The sequence below is a fragment of the uncultured Polaribacter sp. genome, assembly GCF_947501385.1.
GTDB lineage: Bacteria > Bacteroidota > Bacteroidia > Flavobacteriales > Flavobacteriaceae > Polaribacter.
Window position 1 is genome coordinate 37,492 of sequence record NZ_CANMVP010000030.1, and the last position, 22,293, is coordinate 59,784.

Annotated in this window: 21 protein-coding genes; 9 read left to right on the plus strand and 12 right to left on the minus strand. The window is 32.0% G+C overall.

From position 1 onward, the window contains the following. Positions 1 to 4 precede the first annotated feature (4 nt). Both Q0998_RS16640 and Q0998_RS16645 read left to right on the plus strand, forming a co-directional pair. Positions 5 to 2,416 (plus strand): outer membrane beta-barrel protein, encoded by a 2,412-nt coding sequence (locus Q0998_RS16640; protein ID WP_299671889.1) that lies wholly within the window; start codon positions 5 to 7, stop codon positions 2,414 to 2,416. A 27-nt stretch (positions 2,417 to 2,443) separates the two neighbouring features. After that, positions 2,444 to 4,930 carry a zinc-dependent metalloprotease gene (locus Q0998_RS16645; RefSeq protein WP_299671891.1) on the plus strand — a complete coding sequence of 829 codons (2,487 nt, stop codon included), beginning with the start codon at positions 2,444 to 2,446 and terminating at the stop codon, positions 4,928 to 4,930. 178 nt (positions 4,931 to 5,108) lie between these two features. On the opposite strand, the gene Q0998_RS16650 is transcribed toward Q0998_RS16645, so the two are convergent. From Q0998_RS16650 to Q0998_RS16665, 4 genes are all read right to left on the minus strand, one after another. Continuing rightward, a complete protein-coding gene (locus tag Q0998_RS16650; protein WP_299671893.1) occupies positions 5,109 to 5,918 on the minus strand; it encodes a cyclase family protein in 810 nt (269 codons plus the stop codon). 84 nt (positions 5,919 to 6,002) lie between these two features. After that, positions 6,003 to 6,503, minus strand: coding sequence for a cupin domain-containing protein (locus Q0998_RS16655; RefSeq protein ID WP_299671895.1), 501 nt, complete (start codon positions 6,501 to 6,503; stop codon positions 6,003 to 6,005). Next, the gene (locus Q0998_RS16660; RefSeq protein WP_299671897.1) at positions 6,482 to 7,273 is read right to left on the minus strand and encodes an SGNH/GDSL hydrolase family protein; all 792 of its coding nucleotides are present in this window, start codon (positions 7,271 to 7,273) and stop codon (positions 6,482 to 6,484) included. Before Q0998_RS16660 ends, Q0998_RS16655 begins: the two co-directional genes overlap by 22 nt. 3 nt (positions 7,274 to 7,276) lie before the next feature. Further along, complete coding sequence (locus Q0998_RS16665; protein ID WP_299671899.1) at positions 7,277 to 7,432, minus strand: hypothetical protein; 156 nt, start codon at positions 7,430 to 7,432, stop codon at positions 7,277 to 7,279. Between the two features lie 128 nt (positions 7,433 to 7,560). On the opposite strand from Q0998_RS16665, the gene Q0998_RS16670 reads away from it, so the two are divergent. From Q0998_RS16670 to Q0998_RS16685, 4 genes are all read left to right on the plus strand, one after another. Further along, positions 7,561 to 8,484 carry a DUF368 domain-containing protein gene (locus Q0998_RS16670; RefSeq protein WP_299671901.1) on the plus strand — a complete coding sequence of 308 codons (924 nt, stop codon included), beginning with the start codon at positions 7,561 to 7,563 and terminating at the stop codon, positions 8,482 to 8,484. Then, a complete protein-coding gene (locus Q0998_RS16675) occupies positions 8,484 to 9,491 on the plus strand; it encodes a DUF368 domain-containing protein (protein ID WP_299671903.1) in 1,008 nt (335 codons plus the stop codon). Before Q0998_RS16670 ends, Q0998_RS16675 begins: the two co-directional genes overlap by 1 nt. Next, positions 9,472 to 10,230 (plus strand): shikimate dehydrogenase, encoded by a 759-nt coding sequence (locus tag Q0998_RS16680; protein ID WP_299671904.1) that lies wholly within the window; start codon positions 9,472 to 9,474, stop codon positions 10,228 to 10,230. Before Q0998_RS16675 ends, Q0998_RS16680 begins: the two co-directional genes overlap by 20 nt. Before the next feature lie 98 nt (positions 10,231 to 10,328). Beyond that, positions 10,329 to 12,332, plus strand: a complete 2,004-nt coding sequence (locus Q0998_RS16685; protein WP_299671905.1) for a DUF349 domain-containing protein — start codon at positions 10,329 to 10,331, stop codon at positions 12,330 to 12,332. A gap of 71 nt (positions 12,333 to 12,403) precedes the next feature. On the opposite strand, the gene Q0998_RS16690 is transcribed toward Q0998_RS16685, so the two are convergent. Then, positions 12,404 to 13,177 (minus strand): hypothetical protein, encoded by a 774-nt coding sequence (locus Q0998_RS16690; protein ID WP_299671907.1) that lies wholly within the window; start codon positions 13,175 to 13,177, stop codon positions 12,404 to 12,406. Between the two features lie 2 nt (positions 13,178 to 13,179). Beyond that, positions 13,180 to 14,274, minus strand: a complete 1,095-nt coding sequence (locus Q0998_RS16695; RefSeq protein ID WP_299671909.1) for a Nif3-like dinuclear metal center hexameric protein — start codon at positions 14,272 to 14,274, stop codon at positions 13,180 to 13,182. Between the two features lie 76 nt (positions 14,275 to 14,350). Here Q0998_RS16695 and lpxK point away from each other — a divergent pair, with 76 nt between their 5' ends. Then, positions 14,351 to 15,373 (plus strand): tetraacyldisaccharide 4'-kinase, encoded by a 1,023-nt coding sequence (gene lpxK / locus Q0998_RS16700; RefSeq protein WP_299671911.1) that lies wholly within the window; start codon positions 14,351 to 14,353, stop codon positions 15,371 to 15,373. A 40-nt stretch (positions 15,374 to 15,413) separates the two neighbouring features. Continuing rightward, complete coding sequence (locus Q0998_RS16705; RefSeq protein WP_299671912.1) at positions 15,414 to 15,893, plus strand: thioredoxin family protein; 480 nt, start codon at positions 15,414 to 15,416, stop codon at positions 15,891 to 15,893. A 61-nt stretch (positions 15,894 to 15,954) separates the two neighbouring features. Here the strand turns inward: Q0998_RS16705 and Q0998_RS16710 are convergent, their stop codons facing one another. From Q0998_RS16710 to Q0998_RS16730, 5 genes are all read right to left on the minus strand, one after another. Next, positions 15,955 to 17,055, minus strand: a complete 1,101-nt coding sequence (locus tag Q0998_RS16710; protein ID WP_299671914.1) for an OmpA family protein — start codon at positions 17,053 to 17,055, stop codon at positions 15,955 to 15,957. A gap of 126 nt (positions 17,056 to 17,181) precedes the next feature. Further along, positions 17,182 to 18,081, minus strand: a complete 900-nt coding sequence (locus Q0998_RS16715) for an exopolyphosphatase (RefSeq protein WP_299671916.1) — start codon at positions 18,079 to 18,081, stop codon at positions 17,182 to 17,184. Between the two features lie 6 nt (positions 18,082 to 18,087). Further along, positions 18,088 to 18,576: a histidine phosphatase family protein gene (locus Q0998_RS16720; protein ID WP_299671918.1), complete on the minus strand. Its 489-nt coding sequence runs from the start codon at positions 18,574 to 18,576 to the stop codon at positions 18,088 to 18,090. Between the two features lie 33 nt (positions 18,577 to 18,609). Further along, entirely contained in the window at positions 18,610 to 19,257 is a 648-nt protein-coding gene (gene pdxH / locus Q0998_RS16725) for a pyridoxamine 5'-phosphate oxidase (protein ID WP_299671920.1), read from the minus strand. 2 nt (positions 19,258 to 19,259) lie between these two features. Then, positions 19,260 to 20,693 (minus strand): sodium:solute symporter, encoded by a 1,434-nt coding sequence (locus Q0998_RS16730; RefSeq protein WP_299671922.1) that lies wholly within the window; start codon positions 20,691 to 20,693, stop codon positions 19,260 to 19,262. A 137-nt stretch (positions 20,694 to 20,830) separates the two neighbouring features. Between Q0998_RS16730 and recR the strand changes: the two genes are divergently transcribed. Next, complete coding sequence (recR, locus tag Q0998_RS16735; protein WP_299671924.1) at positions 20,831 to 21,451, plus strand: recombination mediator RecR; 621 nt, start codon at positions 20,831 to 20,833, stop codon at positions 21,449 to 21,451. Here recR and Q0998_RS16740 read toward each other — a convergent pair. Beyond that, positions 21,438 to 22,067: a CopD family protein gene (locus tag Q0998_RS16740; protein ID WP_299671926.1), complete on the minus strand. Its 630-nt coding sequence runs from the start codon at positions 22,065 to 22,067 to the stop codon at positions 21,438 to 21,440. The two genes, recR and Q0998_RS16740, sit on opposite strands and share 14 nt — an antisense overlap. Positions 22,068 to 22,293: the final 226 nt, after the last annotated feature.

Sequence of the window (22,293 nt, forward strand, 5' to 3'; positions counted from 1 at the left end):
AGATATGAAATATTTTACTTTAATAAGTTTTCTAATAATCATACAACACCTATGCGGACAATCACAAAAGTCTGTTTCTATAGAAGTTTTTAAAATAAGTGGCAAAGTAACTGATGTCAAAAACCAACCTATCCCCAACGCTCATATAGTTTTTACCCATATAAAAACTGAAAAAAAATTAGGTGTTATTAGTAACCAAGATAATGGAAAATTTTCTATTGAATTAATTTCTGGCGAATATATAGTTCAAGTAACTGCTTTGGGTTTTTTAACTTATACAGAAAAATACAAGATACTAAAGAACACGATATTGAAAGATATTGTGCTAAAAGAAAAAGCTGAGCAACTTGATGAGGTGGTCATTAAAGCAGATCTTTCAAAAAACATAAAACACAGTGCTACAGGGATGACCATTAATATACAAAACGATTCTTTGTATAAAAAAATGTCAACCGCTGAAGTATTATCCTTACTACCTGGAGTAACGGTAGGTGAAGATGGAACTGTTAAACTTCAAGGCATTCCAGCTAAAGTTACCATAGACGGTAAAACGCAACGGATGTCTTCTACTATTCTTATGATGCTTTTGGAAAGTATGCAAGGCGATCAACTCAAAAATATAGAATTGATCAACACACCTTCTGCAAAATATAGTGGTAGAGTTCAAAAAGTAATAGATATTAATTTAAAAAAGGAACGTAATGATGGTTTAGCCGGTGCTGTTTCATCAAGAGTTGGCAATGCAGATTTTTCAATAGGTCCTTTTGTTTCTATTAATTATAAAATAGGGAAGTTTGTTTTTACAGGAACATCAACTCCATATATGTACTCTAAAATATCAAGATCTATATTTATAAAAAGACAATTGTTAGACAATAGTTTGTCTTTTGATGAAGAACAAGAAAGCTTCAGTAAAGATAAAAGTAGTTTTAATCAGTTTGGGATTGATTATACCATTACTAAAAAACATTCAGTATCGGTAGGAATTAGTTTGAATAATGACAATAATGATTCTAATATAGATTTTAGAACCAATCAGTTTGCTTTTAAAACGCTAACCAATCAACAACTTAATAGCAACATTAATGATTCGCACAATAATTCATATACCGTTGATTTTGGGTATCGTTATGACATCGGAAATCAAGGTGTTCGTTTGGATTTTGCAAGTAGTTATGGCGAAAATAAATCTGATAATAATACCAATATTGAAAGTGAATTGATTGATTTTGAAAATGATAACACAACTTTTACGAACAGTAGAGATAACCAAGATCAAGATAATACACAAAGTAGTAGTCGAATAGATTTTACAATGCCGTTAAAAGATAAAAAAGGAAAATTTGAAGCCGGTCTTAAATATGATGATTTAATAATTACAGATGCCAATCTATTTGAAAATTTTAATACGAATACGAATCGTTTTGAGATAGATGCTAATTTTACAAACGCTTTTGAATATAATGAAGAAGTATTTACAGGTTATATGTCTTACAACGCTAGCTTTAAAAAATTGAAATATTCTTTGGGCTTACGATTAGAACATGTAGAAACTCAAAGTTTTTCAAAAACAACAGACCAAAGATTCGCAAATACATACACCAATTTTTTACCAGTTATTGCCTTAAAATACATGACCAATAAAAAACAAACCAGTACAATTGGTCTATCTTATAGAAAAGGATATGAACTTCCGCCTTATGTGCAGTTAAATCCGTTTGAAACGTTTGTCAATTCCAATACCATAAAACGAGGCAATCCAACATTAACACAAAGTCTCTATCATCTTTTTGCATTGAGCCGTACCATAAAAAATAAATATTTTATCACATTAAGTGCAAATTTTTACAAAAACCTATTTCAAACAACTCAAATATTAGAAGGTGATAATGCTATTATTTCTTACCGAAATTTAGGCACCAGGTCTTTATATAAAGCTAGTTTTAATACGACTTTTAAATTATATTCATGGTGGCGATTTAATGTAAATCCTATGTTAAATTATAGCATTTTAAAGGATGGTCAGATTATTAACGAAGTCTTTACAGTACAGGCTTCTACAGTTAATACGTTTACCTTACCTAATAGTTTTAGAATAGGTCTAACTACTATTTTTTCTAACGGAGATTCTAGTGGTTTAGATACCCCAAACGAATTCATTAGAGTTTTTCCAATTGTATCGCTATCTAAGCGGTTTTTAAAAAACAAAGGTTCTGTAAGAGTAAGTATTTCAGATATTTTTGGAGTATCAAATAGAAATGAAAGTAACTATATTTTAGATGACACTGGTTTTTCTAGAAGATCAGTAATGCAAAACCCTAGAATAAATTTTAATTTGTCATATCGTTTTTCATCAGGTAAAAAAGTGAATAAGAAGATGAAAAAGACAAGTAAAGTAAATAGTACTCGATTTTAAATTTAATAAGTTAAAAAAAAGAAATCAATGAAAAAAATAATAGCAAAACTACTTTTAGTAACCTTTATTTTCGTTTTTTCAACCCAAACTAATGCCCAATTTTGGAAGAAAAAGAAAACAGCAACTCAAAAAGTAGCTCCAAAACCAAAACCTAAAAAAGGGGATATTCAGCCTTATAGTAAAGTGGTTACTAAAGAGCATAAAACTGATGAAGGTTTGTTTAAAATTCATCAAAAAGAAGAAGAATATTTATTTGAAATTCCAGATTCTTTGTTAAACAGAGAAATGCTTATGGTAACTAGAATTGCCAAAACTGCAAGCGGCATTGGTTTTGGAGGAGGAAAAACCAATACCCAAGTATTGCGTTGGCAAAAAAAAGGGAAAAAGATATTATTACGGGTTGTTTCTCATAATGTTGTTGCAGATACTATTTTACCCGTGCATGAAGCAGTGCTGAATTCAAATTTCGAACCCATTCTGTATGCTTTTCCAATTAAAGCCTTTAGTAAAGATGCTACGGCAACCGTTATAGATGTGACTCCTTTTTTTACGGAAGATGTAAAGCCCATTGGTTTCCCGGCTTCACAAAGAAAAAGATATTTGGTCACCAGATTAGATAAAGACAGGTCTTACATTCAAAGATTTAGTAGTTACCCTAAAAACATAGAAATTAGACATGTAAAAACCTATGCTGCAAATAAAGCACCATCTACAGCAGCTGTAACAGGCGCTATTTCTTTAGAAATGAGTAACTCTATGGTTTTATTACCAAAAGTGCCTATGCGCAGAAGGTATTTTGATCAAAGAGTCGGTTGGTTTGCTCGCGGACAAACAGACTATGGTTTAAAAGCACAAAAGAGTAAAAGAGTTACCTATTTAGACCGATGGAGATTGGAAGTAAAAGATGAAGATGTAGAGAAATTTAAGCAAGGAGAATTGGTGATTCCTAAAAAGCAGATTGTGTATTATATAGATAGAGCCACACCAAAAGAATGGATTCCGTTTATAAAACAAGGAATCGAAGATTGGCAAGTTGCCTTTGAAGCTGCAGGATTTAAAAATGCCATCATTGCGAAAGATCCACCAACAAAAGAAGAAGATCCAGATTGGTCTCCAGAAGATGTTCGCTATTCTGTGGTACGGTATTTAGCCTCCCCAATTCCAAACGCAAATGGGCCTCATGTGAGTGATCCAAGATCTGGAGAGATTTTAGAGTCAGACATCAATTGGTATCATAACGTGATGACCTTGTTGCACAACTGGTTCTTCATTCAAACGGCAGCAATCAATCCAGATGCGCGCCAAAAAGAATTTAAAACAGCAGTCATGGGACGTTTAATTCGTTTTGTTTCTTCGCATGAAGTTGGGCATACTTTAGGTTTGCCACACAATATGGGGAGTTCTGTAGCTTATCCTGTAGATTCTTTACGTTCTGCCAGTTTTACCCAGAAATACGGAACGGCTCCTTCCATTATGGATTATGCTCGGTTTAATTATGTGGCACAACCCGAAGACAAAGGTGTTGCTTTGATGCCAAATATTGGTCCGTATGATAAATATGCCATTGCTTGGGGATACAAACCAATTTTAAATACCACTGCAAAGGATGAAAAAGAAACATTAAATAAATGGATTTTAAAACACGCTGGCGACCCTGTGTATCGTTTTGGAGGCCAACAAATTTTAAATAACCTGGATCCTAGTTCACAAACAGAAGATTTAGGCGATGATGCGATGAAAGCGAGTAACTACGGAATTAAAAATTTAAAAAGAATACTACCCAACTTAAAAAATTGGACTACAGAAGCGGGTGAAAATTATGACGATTTAGCAGCCATGTATAAAGAATTAACGACTCAGTTTAATAGATATATTGGGCATGTTTCTGCAAATATTGGTGGCGTTTATGAAAATTTCAAAACTTCAGATCAAGAAGGAACTGTTTATACTTATGTAAGTAAAGACAAGCAACAAAGAGCAGTGCAGTTTTTACAAGAGGAAGTTTTTACCACACCAATTTGGTTGTTAGACACCGCTATTTTAAATAACATTCAGTTTTCTGGTTCTGATGTTAAAATTAGAGACTTACAAATAGGCGCATTAAATAGAGTGATGAGACCCGGAAGAATTGCGAGATTGCTAGAGAATGAGACCTTAAACGGGGCTAAAGCTTATACTTTTATAAACTTAATGACTGACTTTAGAAAAGGTATTTTTTCTGAAGTATATGCCAGAAAACCGATAGATACGTATCGAAGAAATTTACAAAGAACGTATATTATTAAATTAGCTTCTTTAATGAAATCAAAAAAACAAGGTTCAATTAATATTGGTATCTTAAAATTATCAGCAATTGATGCAGATATTTCTGATTTGAAGCCCATTGTTAGAGGCGAATTAAACAGAATTAAAAGAGACATCAAAAGTGCTTTAAATAGCAATACGAACACCATTACTAAATATCATTTACAAGATTTAATAAAAAGAATTGAAACTATTTTAGATCCTAAATAATATCACTGTATGTTTTAAAAGAAAAAAGACCGCTGCGTTAGAAGACTATAGAGATTAAGACTTTGTCAAGCTACTAAAAAAAACAATTTACGATCAATTTTTATAGTGATTTCTATTCATTTTGGTAGATGTTAGTGAAATAATACATTATAAATGTCAAGTGAAAACTGAGTTATTTTTATTTCAATAAAGCAACAATTCTTAATGGACTTCCGCTACCACCTTTTATTTTCATAGGTAATGCCACGATGTTAAAATCTTTTTCTGGTAGTTGATCTAAATTCGTCAAATTCTCAAAAGCAGGAATATTATTGGTCATCAAGGCAACATGGCTTTCAAAATGAGTAGATTGACCGTAATCTATACTAGGAGTATCAATTCCGATAGAGTTAATTTTTCTGTTTTTAACTAACCAAGTAGCTGCTGCTCCAGACAAGCCAGGAAAATGCAATAGTTCAATGGCTTGTTCCCCACGTTTGTTAGTTCCCATATATTTTACTTTGTTTGGATAATAGGTGGAGAAACCGGTTTGTAACAACACAATACTTCCCACAGGAATTTGCATTTTATGTGTTTCTTCCCAAGTTTTTAAATCATTGATAGTAATGAGATAATCAGGATTGTTCAATGCATTTTTAGAAACATCAATTTTAATAGCGGATCCAATTAATTTTTCTAAAGAAATTTCATCTACCGATTTTGCTCCTTCAGCAAAATGTACAGGAGCATCTATGTGTGTACCACCATGTTCTGCAGTTTCAAAATTGTAGGCAGAATAGTAATATCCCTTAGCTGTTTTACCTTTAAAAACCGTATCCATGGTAAATTCTTTAGCGGTAACCCAATACACGGTTTCATGAGAATAAGAATGTGATAAGTCTACGATTTTTGTATTTGAAAAATCGAGATGTGACGTTTCTTTTTGTGCTGTTTGACAGTTGAAAAAAAGCGTAGCACAAAAGATAGAGAGGAAGTTTAACTGTTTCATGTTGATAATCTATAAAAAGAGGAGTAAATTTATTTATAAAATATTGAAAAATAAAAAGGTTTGCCCATTTTTATCAAAAAAAAACTAATGATGGGTCATTTTCTTTATGATGACTTTATGAATAGGAAATTTTAAAGTTAATGTTTCGCAAGAAGGCAAGTCGAAATCTCTAAAATCAAACCCTGGAGAAACAGTGCAACCTACAAAAGAAAAAGAGTTTTTTTTGATCACTTCTGCTGCGAAGTAGTATTGTGCAAGAACTGTAAATTGAAACAAATCTCCATTTTTAAAATCATCACCAATAGTAACTAAAGAGTATTTTCCTTCAGGAGAAATTAGGTGTAGTTTTAGGCTTGTGCCTTTATAAAAATGCCAAATTTCATCTTGATTTATTTTATGAAAAGCAGAGAATGTATCTGACGTTAGCAAGAAATAGATACTTGTACAATAGTTTCTATTGCCAACAAATTCATCACTTAAATGTTCTGATAAAATTTCTCCTTTACTTCTATAAACTTCTTTATAATAACCTCCTTCTGGGTGTTTTTGTAAATCAAAATGATTTATAATGTCGCTTTCATCCATTTTCTAAAATTTCTTTTTTTCATGATAAACTGCGCCATTTCTTTTCCCCATAAATCGTATGAGACTTTTGATGGATGCACACCATCACTAAAATAGATTGCAGGATCATTTTCTATATTGTATTTTTTAGACCATTTTGCCAACGTAATAATTTCTCTATTGTAAAAAACCCGTTTTCGTTTTCTAACTTTTTTATACAATTTGGCTCCAAAGATCTCGACCAAATTACCAACCACAAACTTTATGACGCTTGTAAATGCAGGAAACTCTTTAATGGGAGGCATATTTGTGAAGTAAATAGGCGTTCTGGGAAATTTCTTGTGCAAATTTTTAATCAAAGCACTTACATTGATCATAAAAAGTGTCGGAGAATTCAGTTTAAAAGCATCATTACCTCCCAAACCAATAACAATCATATCTGCATTAGATTCTTCAATTTTTGGCACTAAACGCTTGTTAATCTGTTTTGCGGTATAGCCACTTTTTGCATATACCTTCCATAATACAGAGATGTTTTTTTTTGTTGAAAATTCTTTTGCCAAAGCTCCTGTAAATCCGTTTTCATGAATGTCTACGCCTACGCCAGCAATGGTACTTTCACCAATTGAAATAATTTTTAAAGTTTTATTAGAAGTTGTTTGTATAAAACCTTGTGGCTGTATCGCCTCTGCTAATCTTGGAGTCTCTTTAATAATTCTCTTCCCTTGAAAAAAAAGGATCGGAAGCAGCGGTACAGAAATAATACTTCCAAATAGGTATCTCCAACTCATCATTTATTTTTTCTTTTGGTTATTAATTTTTTTAACAATCGCTTTTAAACGCTCTTTATGAAGTTGTTTGTCTAATTTTATTTTGTTGTTTTTACGCGCCAGTAATTTAGCATGTTTTGCTTTATTAACCGTGTTTTTTTCTTTTCCTTTCTTTGGCATTGCTCAACACAATTTAATGGAATTATTTTTTATAAAAGTACAATATCCTTTAAAAAGACAAATAGAATAAAGGATTCTATTTTTTTCTTTAAAATCTACTATCTTCGTTTCACACAAATAAAAATATAATGGCTAGAAATTTTAAAGATTATTTAGTAGTTGGTTTAAAAGGAATGGCAATGGGAGCAGCAGATGTAGTGCCTGGTGTTTCTGGAGGTACTATTGCTTTTATCTCTGGAATCTATGAAGAACTTTTAGGGTCTATTAGCAACGTAAATCTAACACTTTTTAAAACTTTAAAATCTGAAGGTATAAAAGCCGCTTGGAAACAAGTAAATGGGGCTTTTTTATTAGCCTTGTTTATCGGGATATTTATAAGCATTATTTCTTTAGCAAAAACCATTAAATGGTTGTTAGAAAATGAACCAGTTTTATTGTGGTCTTTCTTTTTTGGGTTGGTGCTAGCAAGCATTATCTATATCGGAAAGCAAATTAGTAGATGGAATTTTATCACCATTCTAGTGATGGTTGTTGGTGCTTTTACTGCTTACTATGTAACCACTTTAAATCCTTTGGTGACAGAGAACTCTTCTTTATTGTTTATGTTTCTAGCAGGAGCTATTGCTATTTGTGCAATGATTTTACCTGGAATTTCAGGAGCTTTTATTTTGGTTTTACTAGGTGCTTACAGGCCTATTTTATCTGCTGTAGACGATAGAGATGTAAAAACAGTTGCTGTAGTTGGCTTAGGTGCCATTGTTGGTTTACTTTCTTTTTCTAAAATTTTAAAATGGCTTTTTTCGAATTATAAAAACTACACATTGGCAATTTTAACAGGTTTTATTATTGGTTCTTTAAATAAAATATGGCCTTGGAAAGAAACGCTTACTTGGAGAACCAATTCTCACGGAATAGAAGTGCCTTTTAAACAGCAAAGTATCTCTCCTTTTTCTTTTGACGGGAACCCTGAATTCATGTTGGCCATTGTGCTAGCCATTATAGGTTTTGGTCTAATTTTATTAATGGAAAAATTAGCAGTCAAAAAACAATAATGCATACAGAAAAAACTTTTTTAGAGAAACTCATTCTTTTTTTAAAGGGTTTGGCAATGGGCGCTGCAAATAAAGTTCCAGGCATTTCTGGTGGTACGGTTTCTTTTGTTTTTGGTTTTTATGAAGAACTTATTTACTCATTTAAAAAAGTAAATATCATTGCCTTTAAGCTTTTTATAAGTGGAAGATTCAAAAGTTTTTTTAGATATATAAATGCACAATTCTTACTGCTAATTATGGCTGGAAGTATTTTTAGCTATTTTAGTATTTCACTATTATTAGACTTTTTTCTAGAAAATTATCAGCTCTATGTTTGGAGTTGGTTTTTTGGGATGATTATTGGCTCCATTTATTATATAGGTAAAGATTTTGGTGAATGGAATAGTGCCAATTTCATTTCTTTGGTGATTGGAATTTCTGTAGGATTAGGAATTAGTTTTTTAAATCCTGCACCAGAAAATGACAATCTCTGGTTTGTCTTTGTTTGTGGAATTATTGGTGTTTCTGGCATGACACTTCCTGGTCTTTCAGGCTCTTTTATTCTCATTTTAATGGGAAATTATGCACTGTTATTGGTAGATTCTGTAAATGAATTATTTTATATTTTAACCAATCTAGTATCAGGAAACTTCGAGGTGCTTTCAGATCCAGAGAAAATTAGATATCTCAAAATAATTGCTGTTTTTACAGCAGGCTCAGCATTTGGTTTGGTTTCTATTAGTCATATTTTAGGCTATGTTTTAAAAAGATGGAATGCGATTGTTACTGCTGTTATTATAGGTTTTATAACAGGTTCTTTAGGGATTGTTTGGCCATGGAAAAAAGCAGTGTACCTTGTAAAAGAGGATGAATTTTTACTAGATAAAAGTGGCGATAAAATCATTGAAAATTACAAGCGTTTTGTGCCAGATTTTTCAGCAACAGAAACTTGGGTTGCTATTTTTTATATTGTTATTGGTATTGCGATAATTTTAATAATAGATTATTATGGAAGAAAAAAGAAATAAAGTTTTTGGTCTTTTAGGAAAAAATATTTCCTACTCATTTTCTAGAGGATATTTTGCTGAAAAATTTGAAGCATTGGGTTTTAAAAAGCACAAATATAAAAACTTTGATATTCTGGAGATTCAAGATTTTCCATCGATACTTAAAAATGAAGCGCATTTAGAAGGTATGAATGTAACCATTCCGTATAAAGAAGCTGTGATTCCTTTTTTAGATAAATTAGACAAAACTGCTGAAAAAATAGGGGCAGTAAATACAATTAAGTTTACCAAAAGAGGCAACTTAAAAGGATACAATACCGATGTTGTTGGTTTTGAAAATTCAATTACTCCTTTATTAAAAAAGCATCATAAATTTGCTTTGATTTTAGGAACTGGTGGTGCGTCAAAAGCAATTGCTTATGCCTTGAAAAAGAATAAGATCAAATACAAATTCGTTTCTAGAAACCCTGAGGGTAAAAAAGAAATTGGGTATCAAGAATTAACAGAAGAAATTATTTATAAATACCATATAATTATCAATTGTACACCGATTGGGACTTCGCCAGACATCCACTTGTCACCCAATATACCTTATCAATTTCTCTCAGAAAACCACTTATTATTCGACTTAATTTACAATCCTAAAATTTCTACATTCTTATCGAAAGGAAAAGAAAAAGGCGCAAGTATTAAAAACGGATATGAAATGTTAGAATTACAGGCAGAAGAATCTTGGAGAATTTGGAATGAAACCAAATAATTTATTTTATTTCTATGATTTGTTAATTCTGTAAGTTGTCAGTATCTTTATAGACTATAATAATGCGATATTATTAACTGAACTTAAACATTGTAGACATGTTAGATAAGAATGAAGAAAACGTTGAAAAAACGGTAAAGAGTACTGAAGAAGTTGTAAACGAAACTCCAAAAGCAGCAACAAAACCAGCGGTTGTTGAAGAAAAAAAGGAGGAAAAATCTTCTGAAGAGCTAAATGAAGTTGAAAAACCAGTAGAAGAAATTATTGTAGAAAAAGAAGAGGAAACTTCTAAAGTAGAGGAAGTTGTTGCCACAAACGAAGGCGAAAATGCTGAAGCAATTGATGAAGTAGAAAAGTCTGTAGCAGCAGATGCTGAAAAAAACGAAACGAAAGAAGAAGTAACTACGGTAGATTATACTGCTATGTCTTTAGAGGAGTTGGTTGCCGAGTTAAAAAACACATTAGCGAACAACCCTGTTCAGAGAGTAAAAAATCAAGTAGAAAATATAAAAAGTGCTTTTAACACAAAATTTGGCGCCACATTAGCAGAAAAGAAAAGTGCTTTCTTAGAAGCAGGAGGAGATTCTATAGATTTTCAATTTTCTAGTCCTATAAAAACGGAATACAATACATTACTTTCAGATTATAAAAGACAAAGAGACGCACACTACGGTGCTTTAGAAAAGCAGTTAAATGAGAATCTCGATAAAAGAGTACAAGTCATAGAAGGTCTAAAAAGCCTTATTGCAGATGCGAATGCAAATACTATGTACAAAGAATTTAGAGAGTTGCAAGATGCTTGGCGCGCTATTGGACCTGTTTCTAAAACGCGCTATAATGATACCTGGAAAACATACCATCATCATGTAGAACGCTTTTATGATTTGTTACATTTAAGTAACGATTTTAGAGATTTAGATTTTAGAAACAACTTAGAAGAAAAGTTAAAAATTGTAGAAAAAGCAGAAGCTTTGGCTGCATCATCAGACATCAATCAAGCTTTTAAAGAATTGCAAGAATTGCATAAAACTTGGAAAGAAGACATTGGGCCTGTGGCAAAAGAGGTAAGAGAGGAAGTTTGGCAAAAATTTAGCGCTGCCACCAAAAAAATACATGACAAAAGACACGAACATTTTCGTGAAATGAAGTCTAAGTACCAAGAAATTATTGAGAAGAAGTTGGCCATCATAGAAGCTATAAATGCCTACGATACTTCAGGAAACAAAACACATAAAGACTGGCAGCATAGTATCAAAGAAGTTGAAATATTAAGACAGCAATATTTTAGTGCAGGCAAATTGCCGTATACTAAAAGTGAAGAAGTTTGGCAAAAATTTAAGGCGGCTACCAAAAAAATAAACAGTGCGAAAAATCTTTTTTATAAAGACGAAAAAAGTGGTCAACAAGAAAATTTAAAAAAGAAACTAGCTTTAATAGAAATTGCTGAGTCTTTAAAGGAAAGTGAAGATTGGGATACGACTACAGATGCTATGAAAAAAATTCAATCTGATTGGAAAAAAATTGGGCATGTACCCAGAAAATTTTCAGATGATATTTGGAACAAATTTAAAGCAGCTTGTAATTATTATTTTGATAGGTTCCATCAGCAAAAAAATGAAGTTAGTAAAGAGCAGCAAGATGTTGTAGATGCTAAAAAGGCGTTTTTAGACACTTTAAAAGAAGATAAAGAGCACACCAAAGAAAGTGTTTTAGAAGCTATTAATACATGGCAAGAGTTAGGTAGATTACCAAGAAATGTAAGACACTTAGAAGGAAAGTTTAACAAACAAATAGACAGACTCTTAGAAACTTTATCATTAGACAAGAAAGAAGTGGCAATGATGAAATTTACAAACCTTGCAGATGGCTTGGCTGCCAATGAAGATTTTAGAAAACTAGATTCAGAGCAGTTGTATGTTAGAAAGAAAATAGATGAAGTTGTTAGAGAAATTCAGCAATTAGAAAACAATTTAGGTTTCTTCTCAAATGCTAAAGATGACAATCCTTTAGTACTAAATGTTAAAAATAGGGTAAATGAATTTAAAGAAGACTTAGCGATTTGGAAAGAGAAATTAAGTTATTTAAAGAAGTTAGACTATTAATAAAGTAGTTTATAAAGCAAAAAAACTCGAAGCAAAAGCTTCGAGGTTTTTTTAGGATTTTTGTAAAGAGATTAAGAAAATAATTTATCCATTTTCGCTTTCTCTTCATCAGCCAATGCAGCATCTACTAAGATACGTCCACTATGCTCATCTATTGTTATTTTTTTTCTGTTTGCAATTTCTAATTGAACTTGAGGTGGAATCGTAAAATAAGATCCTCCAGAAGCACCACGTTCTATTGCAACCACTGCTAAGCCATTTTTAACCTTGGTTCTAATCCTTGTATACGCAGCAAATAAATGTGCATCTAAAGTCATAGCAAACTCTTCAGATTTTTCGGCTAACAATTTTTCTTCTTTTTCAGTCTCTTTTAAAATCGCATCTAATTCTGCTTTTTTATGACCTAAATGTTGATCTTGCTTCGCTAATTTTTCTTTTGTAGCATCAATTACTTCATTTTTCTGAGCAATTTTGGCTTTGTACTCATTAATTCTTTTTTCAGCCAATTGAATTTCTAAATCTTGAAACTCCATTTCTTTAGCTAAAGAGTCAAATTCTCTGTTATTTCTAACATTTTTTTGTTGCTCTTCGTATTTAGCCATCAACACTTTAGAATCTTCTATTGCTTGCTTTTTATTGTTGATTTCTGTTTCTAAGTTAGAAGCATCTTCCGCTAAATTAGAAATACGTGTATTTAATCCAGCAACTTCATCCTCTAAATCTTCCACTTCTAAAGGTAGTTCACCTCTTACATTTCTAATTTCATCGATTCTAGAGTCTATTAATTGTAGGTCATACAATGCTCTTAATTTTTGTTCAACTGAAATTTCTTTCTTCTTTGCCATGATTATATATAATAAATCGGATTTGTACTTTTTTCTGATAAAACGATTGCAAAATTACTAAATTTTTTCGTAAGATAGTCAACCAAAAGGTTTTTTGTAAACTGTTCACTCTCATAATGACCAATATCTGCCAATAATATGCTGTTTTCAGCTTTAAAAAACTCATGATATTTAAAATCTGCACTCACATAAGCATCTGCACCGGCTCCTTTTGCGTTCGAAATGGCAAAACTACCAGCACCGCCTAACACGGCAACTTTCTTTATTTTTTTATTGATAAAGTTTGAATGTCGAACACAAGCTGTTTGCATCGTTTTCTTTAGAAATAGTAAAAATTCTTGTTCATCCATTTCATTTGGGAGCTCGCCAATCATTCCCATGCCAATATTTTGATGCACATTTTCTGTAGTAATTAATTCGTAGGCAACTTCCTCGTAAGGATGATTCTCCTGCAGTGCTTTTAAAATCGAAGCTTCATTTTTACTTTCAAAAACAACACTAATTCGTGTTTCTTTTTCTGTGTGTAATTTGCCTCTCTCTCCTAAGGTAGGATTCGAATTTTCATTTCCTCTATACGTTCCTTCTCCTTCCATATTAAAAGAACATTGGTCGTAGTTACCGATGTTTCCTGCACCAGCATTAAATAGCGCATCTCTAAGATTATTTGCTTTTTCTGAAGGAACAAATGTGGTTAGTTTTTTGATGATTCCCTTTTTAGGGATCAAGATTTTCGTGTTTACCAAGCCTAAAACTTCGCACATTTTTGCAGAAACGCCATTTTGAGAATTGTCTAAAGCGGTATGCGTTGCATAAATAGCAATGTCATTTTTTATGGCTTTTAACACAACCCTTTCTACATAAGAATTTCCGTTTAATTTTTTTAATCCGCCAAAAATTATAGGATGAAAACTAACAATTAAATTGCATTTTTTAGCAATGGCTTCATCTACAGTTTCTTCTAAAGTATCTAAGGTTACTAAAACTCCTCGAACCTCTGTCTGGTAGGTTCCTACTAACAAACCAACATTATCAAAATCTTCAGCATACTGAAGTGGCGCTAACTTTTCTATACAATTTGTAATTTCTTTGATTTTCATGCTATATTATTTCTGCAAAAACCAAAGTTAGCATTTTCCATGGAGCAATTCATAAAAATGAGTTATTTTCGTACTGATGAAATTTTTACGTGTATTCTTATTTCCATTTTCAATCCTATACGATGCAGTTACAAGCATTCGTAATTATTTTTTTGATACAGGTATTTTTAAACAAACGTCCTTTCAAATACCTGTAATTGTCATTGGGAATTTAAGCGTTGGTGGTACAGGGAAAACTCCGCAAATAGAATACTTAATTCGTCTTTTAAAAGATGATTTTAAAACCGCTGTTTTAAGCAGAGGTTATAAGAGAAAAACAAAGGGTTTTGTTTTGTTGCATAAAAATCATGCTGCAGAAGATGTTGGTGATGAACCTTTGCAATATTTTAAAAAGTTTAATACAATTGCTATTGCTGTAGATGCGAATAGAGTAGAAGGAATTACCAAGTTAATTGAACGTAAAAACGCTGAAATTATCTTGTTAGACGATGCTTTTCAACATCGAAAAGTAAAGGGGAGTTTTTATATTTTACTTACTAAATATGACGATTTGTTTGTTGATGATTTTTTATTACCCACAGGAAATTTAAGAGAAAGCAAAAAAGGAGCAGCGAGAGCAGATGTAATTTTGGTCACGAAATGTCCAGCAAACCTATCTATAATAGCACAGCATGCTATCAAACAAAAGCTAAATAAATTTAATAAAGAAGTTTTTTTCACTACGATTTCCTATGCCGATAAAATAGTTGGTGCACATGAAATTCTTTTAGAGGAATTGAAAAATTTTGAAGTTTTATTAATTACTGGAATCGCAAATCCAGACCCATTAACCAATTATTTGAAAGGTTTAGGGGTTAAATTTCAACATTTAAAATATTCAGATCATCACAACTTTTCTCAAAATGAAATTAAAGACATCAAACAAAGATTTGCTGCAATGTCTTCTTCAAAAATTTTATTAACCACGGAAAAAGACTATGTTCGGTTGGCTCATAAAATTGATGATTTAAATTGTTTACCTATAGAAACCTCGTTTTTAAATGATAGTGGTAAGGAATTTAATCAATTGATAAATAGTCATTTGACAAATAATTTTTAATATTGGTATTATTTTTGATACTTTTGAACAAATCATAAGCATGAAAAAAATTATTTTCACTTTTTTACTATGTTCACTTTTTTCTTTAAGTAGCTTCGCTCAAGAAAATGTAGTGCCAGTTTCAACAGAAGATACCATTGATATTAATTGGGAATCTTCTTTTAAAAATGCTTTAAAAAAATCTAAAAAGGAAAAAAAGCCTGTTTTGATTTATTTTACAGGTTCAGATTGGTGTAGTCCTTGTAAAATCTTAGACAAGAAATTATTTCATACGGAGAAATTTAAAGCGCTTGCAGATAAAGATTTAATTTTATACGAAGCAGACAATCCTAGGAATAAAGATCTTATAGGTGCTAGTAAATTAGAAGAAAACTATCAATTGATTAGAAAATACAAAGTAAAATCATACCCAACCTTGGTTTTTGTCAATCATAAAGGAAAAATGATTGGCTATAAAAAAGGTTTGATCTTAACGGATTATTATTATCCGTTTATACAATCGGTTACAGAAAATTATTAAATACACAGCATAAAAAAAACCGAAGCAAATTGCTTCGGTTTTCTATTGAATTCAACTGAACTTATTTTTGATTGATTATTCTAAAAGTAGTTCTTCTGTTTGCTCTGTGTTCTGCTTCTGTACAAGAAACGCCATCAGCACATCTATTTGTTAATCTTCTTTCTCCAAAACCATTTCCAGTTAATTGGCTAGGATTTACTCCTTTAGAAATTAAATAGTTGGTTACCGCTTGCGCTCTTCTTTCAGATAAATCTTGGTTACTTTCTTTAGTTCCTCTCATGTCTGTATGAGACTCAATAGCAACAGCAACACCATCTTTTAAGATTGGTAACAATCTAGCATCAATAATTCTTTTTGCACCGTTTGTTAAGGTAGCACTTCCTAAATTCCAAATAATAGGTAAAGGAGTATTGTTTACCAACTCACATTCTACTTCTTTCCAAGTAGTTAAACCACCTTTATTAATTAAAACTTCTTTAGTAACCGTTCTGTATTTAGCAGCAACCGTAACTTCTTCTTGCCACGCATCTTTTACTAAAACCGTTTTTTTGATACTTCCATACACTGCAGGCACATCTATAGTTCTTGTAGTTGGTCCTGATACCATTACTCTTTTGGTATAGGTTTTTGTATAACCAGGAACTTTAGAAGGTGCTGTAGAAGCATCTGCATCTAATTTTGTCTGAGGAATTGTTACAAACTGTGCAGGAATTGGCTTATAACACCAGTATCTACAGTCATTAGGGTCACTAGATTCACAATCTGGTGCTCTTTCACTCATTTCCCAAACAGCAGAAGCTGCTTTTGTCTCAATTACTTGAGAATCTGGAGCAAAAGTAGCATTAATTACTCTTAATTTGTTTGCATCTTCTTTTGCAGTATACGTCTCAGTTTCAGTTTTCCAAACACTTGGTACAACAACCAAACGTTTGTCAGCTTCTTTTACTAATACTCTTTCTGTTACCGTTTTATACTCTGCAGGGTAGGTTACAATTTTCTTGTAAGCAGGAGCAATTTCAATTGTTACGTTTTCGTTTTTCCAAACTTCTGGAGTTTTACAACGTACATAACATTTTCCTGGTTCTGGATTTTCTGGTAAATCTTGACTGAATGCCACAGCGCCAAACATTAAGAGTGCGCCGGTAAATAGAATTTTTTTCATTTTCATTTATTTAATTATTACTTGTTTAGACCTATCATTTGAATATAAGCCACTGCAAAAGTACAAAAAATTAATAAATGTTAACGAGTAGTTAATAGAAAGTTAATTAAAAGTTAAAAAAAAGAGTTATAACGATTTGTTATAAAGACTTTTAATGATACCATCTGAAAGTCCAATTTTAGGAACATAAATCTTTCTTGCGCCACTCCATTTCATGGCAGATAAGTATATTTTTGTAGCAGGAATTATAACATCTGCTCTATCTGGATTTAAACTTAATTCAGAGATTCTGTCATCATAACTCATGTTCTTTAAAAACTGATATTGTGCGTTTAAATAAATAAAAGAAATAGGTTTTCCTTCTGTTCTGCCAGACATTTTAAAAAGTTTGTTAATATTACCACCAGAACCAATTAAAGAAACCCTTTTCAAGTCTTTGGTATTCTTTTTAATCCACTTTTCTACATTTGCGAATATCTCTTTATTTACAGATTTTTTATTGTTTAATAAACGAACGGTACCCATTTTGAATGACTTCGAAATGATAATTTCACCCTTAGAGAAAATGGTAAACTCTGTACTACCACCACCAACATCTACGTATAAATAAGCGCTGTCTCCTTCTATCAATTCATTTAAATCTGTAGAAGATATAATTGCAGCTTCTTCTTTACCACCAATAATATCAATTGTAACCCCTGTTTCAGATAGTATTTTTCCAACTACTTCCTTTCCATTCGCAGCTTCTCTCATCGCGGAAGTTGCACAGGCTTTGTATCTTTCTACGCCATGAACTTTCATTAATAACTTGAAAGCTTCCATCGCATTTATCATTCTAGTAACGTTGGCCTCACTGATAATGCCTTCGCCAACAAATGCATCTGCTCCTAAACGAATGGGTACACGTACCAAAGAAGATTTTTTAAATTGAGGTTCTCTATCTTCCGCTACAATTACGTTTGATACCAGTAATCGAATTGCATTAGAACCAATATCAATGGCAGCGAATTTTTTTATTGCTAACAAAATCTATTATTTATGATTTTTTGGAAACTCTACTAAAATAGTTTTGCCTCTTCTGATGTTTTTCCAATGTTTTTCTTGAAATTGAATGCCAATAATACCACAGGTTGTTACATGCGCTAAAGGCTTATCTCCAAACTCATTTACAAAATTATTAATACCATGATCGTGACTAAAAATAATGGCTGAATCAAAACCGTCATCTAAGGCATTTACAGTTTTTACCAAATAACCATCACTAAAACTATATAATTGTCGTTTTATTTGAAGGTTGGCATGTGGAAAACCGAAATTCTCACAAAAAATAACTGCAGTATGCAACGCTCTATTGGCACTACTTGTGATAAAAACATCTGGTTTGTCTATGTTTTTTGCTAAATATTTAGACATTAAATGAGCGTCTTTAATGCCTCTTTTCTTTAAAGGTCTATCAATATCATCAATTCCCTTGTACTCCCATGAAGATTTTGCGTGTCTAACAATATATAATGTTTTCATTTAATTTTTGTTGATTGGGGTAAATATAAAAATTTATGGCGCTAATCTTTCTATTTTCCAAGAAAAATCTTCTTCTAAACGATATCTAATTCTGTCGTGCAGTCTATTTGGTCTCCCTTGCCAAAACTCAACAGATATGGGTTTTACCAAATATCCGCCCCAATGTTTTGGTCTTGGGATCTCTTTCCCTTCAAATTCTTTTTCAAATGCATTTAAATTTTCTTCTAATGCTTTCCGAGAAGAAACCACCGTACTTTGGTTTGATGCCCAAGCACCTAATTTGCTACCATCTGGTCTCGATTCAAAATAACCGTCAGATAAATTTTCTGCCAATAATTCTGCTTTTCCTTTGATGATAATTTGCTGCTCTAAAGCAGGCCAAAAGAAAGACAAACAAATATGATTGTTTTCTGCAATTGCTTTTCCCTTTTCTGATGTGTAATTTGTGTAGAAAATAAAGCCTTCCCAAGTAAATTTTTTTAATAAAACAATTCTATTTTTAGGAAATCCATCCTTACCAATCGTAGCAATATTCATGGCGTTTGTTTCTTCTACGCTATCAGACTCATCTGCATTTCTAAACCATGTTTGAAATAATTCCATTGGGTTTTCTGGACAATTACTTTCTAAAAGCTCTTGTTTTTCGTATGATTTACGGTAGTTGCTTAAATCTTTTGACATTTCTATTTTCTTTTAAACAAATATAAACCAACAAATGTTATAAATCCATTTAATATCAAAAGAGAAAAACCAAAATCAAAACCTCCATATGCTAATGTAAAATAGTTGATAGCATAGGTTATAAACGGAGATAAAAGGCAAATAATAGGTACGGCTTTGTCTTTTACTTTTAGTTTGGTAAACAAGCCAAAAGCGTACAGACCTAATAGTGGCCCATAGGTATAATTGGCAAACGTAAATATTTTGGCAATCACACTTTCATCCGCAATAAAATATTTAAAAACCAAAATAGTTGCGATTAAAATAAGTGAAAACAAAACGTGAATTTTCTTTCTAATGTTAACTTGTTCAGTTTTATTTTTCTTTTTGTCAATTTCTAAAATATCAATACTAAAGGAAGTGGTTAAAGAAGTTAAGGCAGAATCTGCACTTGAATATGCAGCGGCAATTAAACCTAATAAAAAGAACATGGCTGTTGCCAAACCTAGTGTTCCTTTGGTGGCAATTATTGGAAAAAGCTGATCTTTATGTGCGTCTATTCCGTTTTGTTGTGCGTAATCTGTTAATAAAACACCCAACGCTAAAAAGAAAAAGTTAACAATCACTAAAACGATTGTAAACCAAAACATGTTTTTTTGTGCATCTTTTAAGTTTTTACAGGTAAGGTTTTTTTGCATCATATCTTGGTCTAAACCCGTCATTACAATGGCTACAAAAGCACCTGCGAGGAAACGTTTCCAAAAATAATTACCGGCATTTACGTCTTCGAAAAAGAAAGTTTTAGAGAGTTCGCTATCGGCAACATAAGAAAAAATATTTGTGATCTGTAATTCATCAGAAATTGTATAAATACAAACACCTACAGCAATTAACATAAATAATGTTTGTAAAGTATCTGTCCAAACAATGGTTTTAATCCCGCCTTTAAACGTATACAGCCAAATTAATAAAATAGTTACGGAAACTGTTACCCAAAAAGGAATTCCGTAGGCATCGAATAGTAATAATTGTAGCACATTTGCTACTAAAAATAGTCGGAAAGCGGCACCAATAGTTCTAGAAAGTAAAAAGAAACTTGCACCTGTTTTATATGAATATTCACCAAAACGATCTTGTAAATAGGTGTAAATTGAGGTCAAATTTAATTTATAATAAAGGGGTAATAAAATCAACCCAATTACAGCATAACCAACAACGTAGCCCAAAACCATTTGAAAATAACTCATTCCTTGCGCCTCAACCCATCCAGGAACAGAAATAAAGGTGACTCCAGACAGTGAGGCGCCAATCATACCGAAAGCCACCAAATACCAAGGAGAAGAATTATTTGCCTTAAAGAATGTTTTGTTGTCAGCAGATTTCCCTGTGATATAAGAAATAAGAATTAGTACAGAGAAATAACTAACAATTAAAAGAATGATATATTCTGGCTTCATTTTAGGCGTAATTTGAGCTACGAATATAGTATTTTAAGAGAATAGAAAAGAGAGAAAAGAAAATAGAAATTTAAAAATAAATCTTTTCTCTTTTTTTCTTGATTCTTTTTTCTTTGGAAGTTGTAATTTCGCAAACTATGGATTTTTCATCAAAATTATTAGAAAACGCAGTCAGTGAAGTTTCTCGTTTACCAGGAATTGGTAAAAGAACTGCGCTACGTTTGGTGTTGCATTTGCTAAAACAGCCATCAGAAAATACAAAGTATTTATCTGAGGCATTGTTGCATTTACGAAATGATATAAAAACCTGCGAAAAATGTCATAATATTTCTGATACCGAGTTGTGTGATATCTGTAACAACCCGAAAAGAAACCCTGAAATTATTTGTGTGGTAGAAGATATTAGAGATGTAATGGCTATAGAAAGTACTTCTCAATTCAACGGATTGTACCATGTTTTAGGTGGAAAAATTTCTCCTATTGAAGGAATTGGTCCGCAGAATTTACAAATAGCATCTTTGGTCAATAAAGTAAACAGCGGAGAAGTAAAAGAATTAATTTTCGCTTTAAGTTCTACAATGGAAGGTGATACCACCAACTTTTATATTTACAAACAAATCGAAAAATTTGAAGTCACAACGTCTACCATTGCTCGTGGAATTTCTGTAGGTGACGAATTAGAATACGCAGATGAAGTTACTTTAGGGAGATCTATTGTAAATAGAATTCCTTTTGAGCAGAGTATTAGGAGTTCGTAGGTAAATCACTTTCATGAACGTCATTGTCCTTGATTGTAATTTGTTGATTCTCTACAGCCTCTTTTTCAGCTTTCTCCCAAGATTTCTTCTCGCGAATTCTTTTATAAAGCTTGATTCCTAACAGCATTAGAATTCCAAAAAGAATGATTCCTACAACACCCCAAATCCAATTAATGGCACTTTTTACGGTTACTAAAAAAACGATGGCAAATAGAATGATGGTAGAAACTTCATTAAAAATTCGCAGTTTAAAAGCAGAATGTTTTACAATGTCTTTTTGTAAATTACTATAAATATTTTGGCAAAATCCGTGGTAAAAGTACAAGGCTAAAACGAAGGCTAGTTTTACCAACATCCAAGGTTCTTGTAAATAATACGGATTTTGATAGAGCATCCAAAAAGCAAAAATACTCGCCAAAATTGCAGAGGGCCAAGTAATAATGTACCACAAGCGTTTGCTCATTAACTTGTACTGCGTTTGTAAAATAGATTTTGCAGGCTCTAGTTTATTTTCTGCTTCCGTTTGATAGATAAATAATCTCGGAATGTAAAATAAGCCAGCAAACCAAGTGACTACAAAGATAATGTGTAATGCTTTTACGTATAGAAAGTCCATAATTTGATTATTTTAAATTTAGTTTCAGGTTTCAGGTTTCAGGTTTCGAGTTTCAGGTTTCAAAGTTGAGATTTCTCTTCCGAAATTTCGGAAGCTAAAAAAAACTCATTTCGAAATGACATTCGTTAGAATTTTTTAAATTTGCTTACTGCTTACTGCTTACTGCTTACTGCTTACTGCTTACTGCTTACTGCTTACTGCTTACTGCTTACTGCTTACTGCTTAC

Bases quoted from the DNA above. Each gene is read 5' to 3' on its own strand.
- Q0998_RS16640 (WP_299671889.1), top strand. From the start codon at position 5: ATGAAATATTTTACTTTAATAAGTTTTCTAATAATCATACAACACCTA.
- Q0998_RS16645 (WP_299671891.1), top strand. From the start codon at position 2,444: ATGAAAAAAATAATAGCAAAACTACTTTTAGTAACCTTTATTTTCGTT.
- Q0998_RS16650 (WP_299671893.1), bottom strand. From the start codon at position 5,918: ATGAAACAGTTAAACTTCCTCTCTATCTTTTGTGCTACGCTTTTTTTC.
- Q0998_RS16655 (WP_299671895.1), bottom strand. From the start codon at position 6,503: ATGGATGAAAGCGACATTATAAATCATTTTGATTTACAAAAACACCCA.
- Q0998_RS16660 (WP_299671897.1), bottom strand. From the start codon at position 7,273: ATGAGTTGGAGATACCTATTTGGAAGTATTATTTCTGTACCGCTGCTT.
- Q0998_RS16665 (WP_299671899.1), bottom strand. From the start codon at position 7,432: ATGCCAAAGAAAGGAAAAGAAAAAAACACGGTTAATAAAGCAAAACAT.
- Q0998_RS16670 (WP_299671901.1), top strand. From the start codon at position 7,561: ATGGCTAGAAATTTTAAAGATTATTTAGTAGTTGGTTTAAAAGGAATG.
- Q0998_RS16675 (WP_299671903.1), top strand. From the start codon at position 8,484: ATGCATACAGAAAAAACTTTTTTAGAGAAACTCATTCTTTTTTTAAAG.
- Q0998_RS16680 (WP_299671904.1), top strand. From the start codon at position 9,472: ATGGAAGAAAAAAGAAATAAAGTTTTTGGTCTTTTAGGAAAAAATATT.
- Q0998_RS16685 (WP_299671905.1), top strand. From the start codon at position 10,329: ATGTTAGATAAGAATGAAGAAAACGTTGAAAAAACGGTAAAGAGTACT.
- Q0998_RS16690 (WP_299671907.1), bottom strand. From the start codon at position 13,177: ATGGCAAAGAAGAAAGAAATTTCAGTTGAACAAAAATTAAGAGCATTG.
- Q0998_RS16695 (WP_299671909.1), bottom strand. From the start codon at position 14,274: ATGAAAATCAAAGAAATTACAAATTGTATAGAAAAGTTAGCGCCACTT.
- lpxK (WP_299671911.1), top strand. From the start codon at position 14,351: ATGAAATTTTTACGTGTATTCTTATTTCCATTTTCAATCCTATACGAT.
- Q0998_RS16705 (WP_299671912.1), top strand. From the start codon at position 15,414: ATGAAAAAAATTATTTTCACTTTTTTACTATGTTCACTTTTTTCTTTA.
- Q0998_RS16710 (WP_299671914.1), bottom strand. From the start codon at position 17,055: ATGAAAAAAATTCTATTTACCGGCGCACTCTTAATGTTTGGCGCTGTG.
- Q0998_RS16720 (WP_299671918.1), bottom strand. From the start codon at position 18,576: ATGAAAACATTATATATTGTTAGACACGCAAAATCTTCATGGGAGTAC.
- pdxH (WP_299671920.1), bottom strand. From the start codon at position 19,257: ATGTCAAAAGATTTAAGCAACTACCGTAAATCATACGAAAAACAAGAG.
- Q0998_RS16730 (WP_299671922.1), bottom strand. From the start codon at position 20,693: ATGAAGCCAGAATATATCATTCTTTTAATTGTTAGTTATTTCTCTGTA.
- recR (WP_299671924.1), top strand. From the start codon at position 20,831: ATGGATTTTTCATCAAAATTATTAGAAAACGCAGTCAGTGAAGTTTCT.
- Q0998_RS16740 (WP_299671926.1), bottom strand. From the start codon at position 22,067: ATGGACTTTCTATACGTAAAAGCATTACACATTATCTTTGTAGTCACT.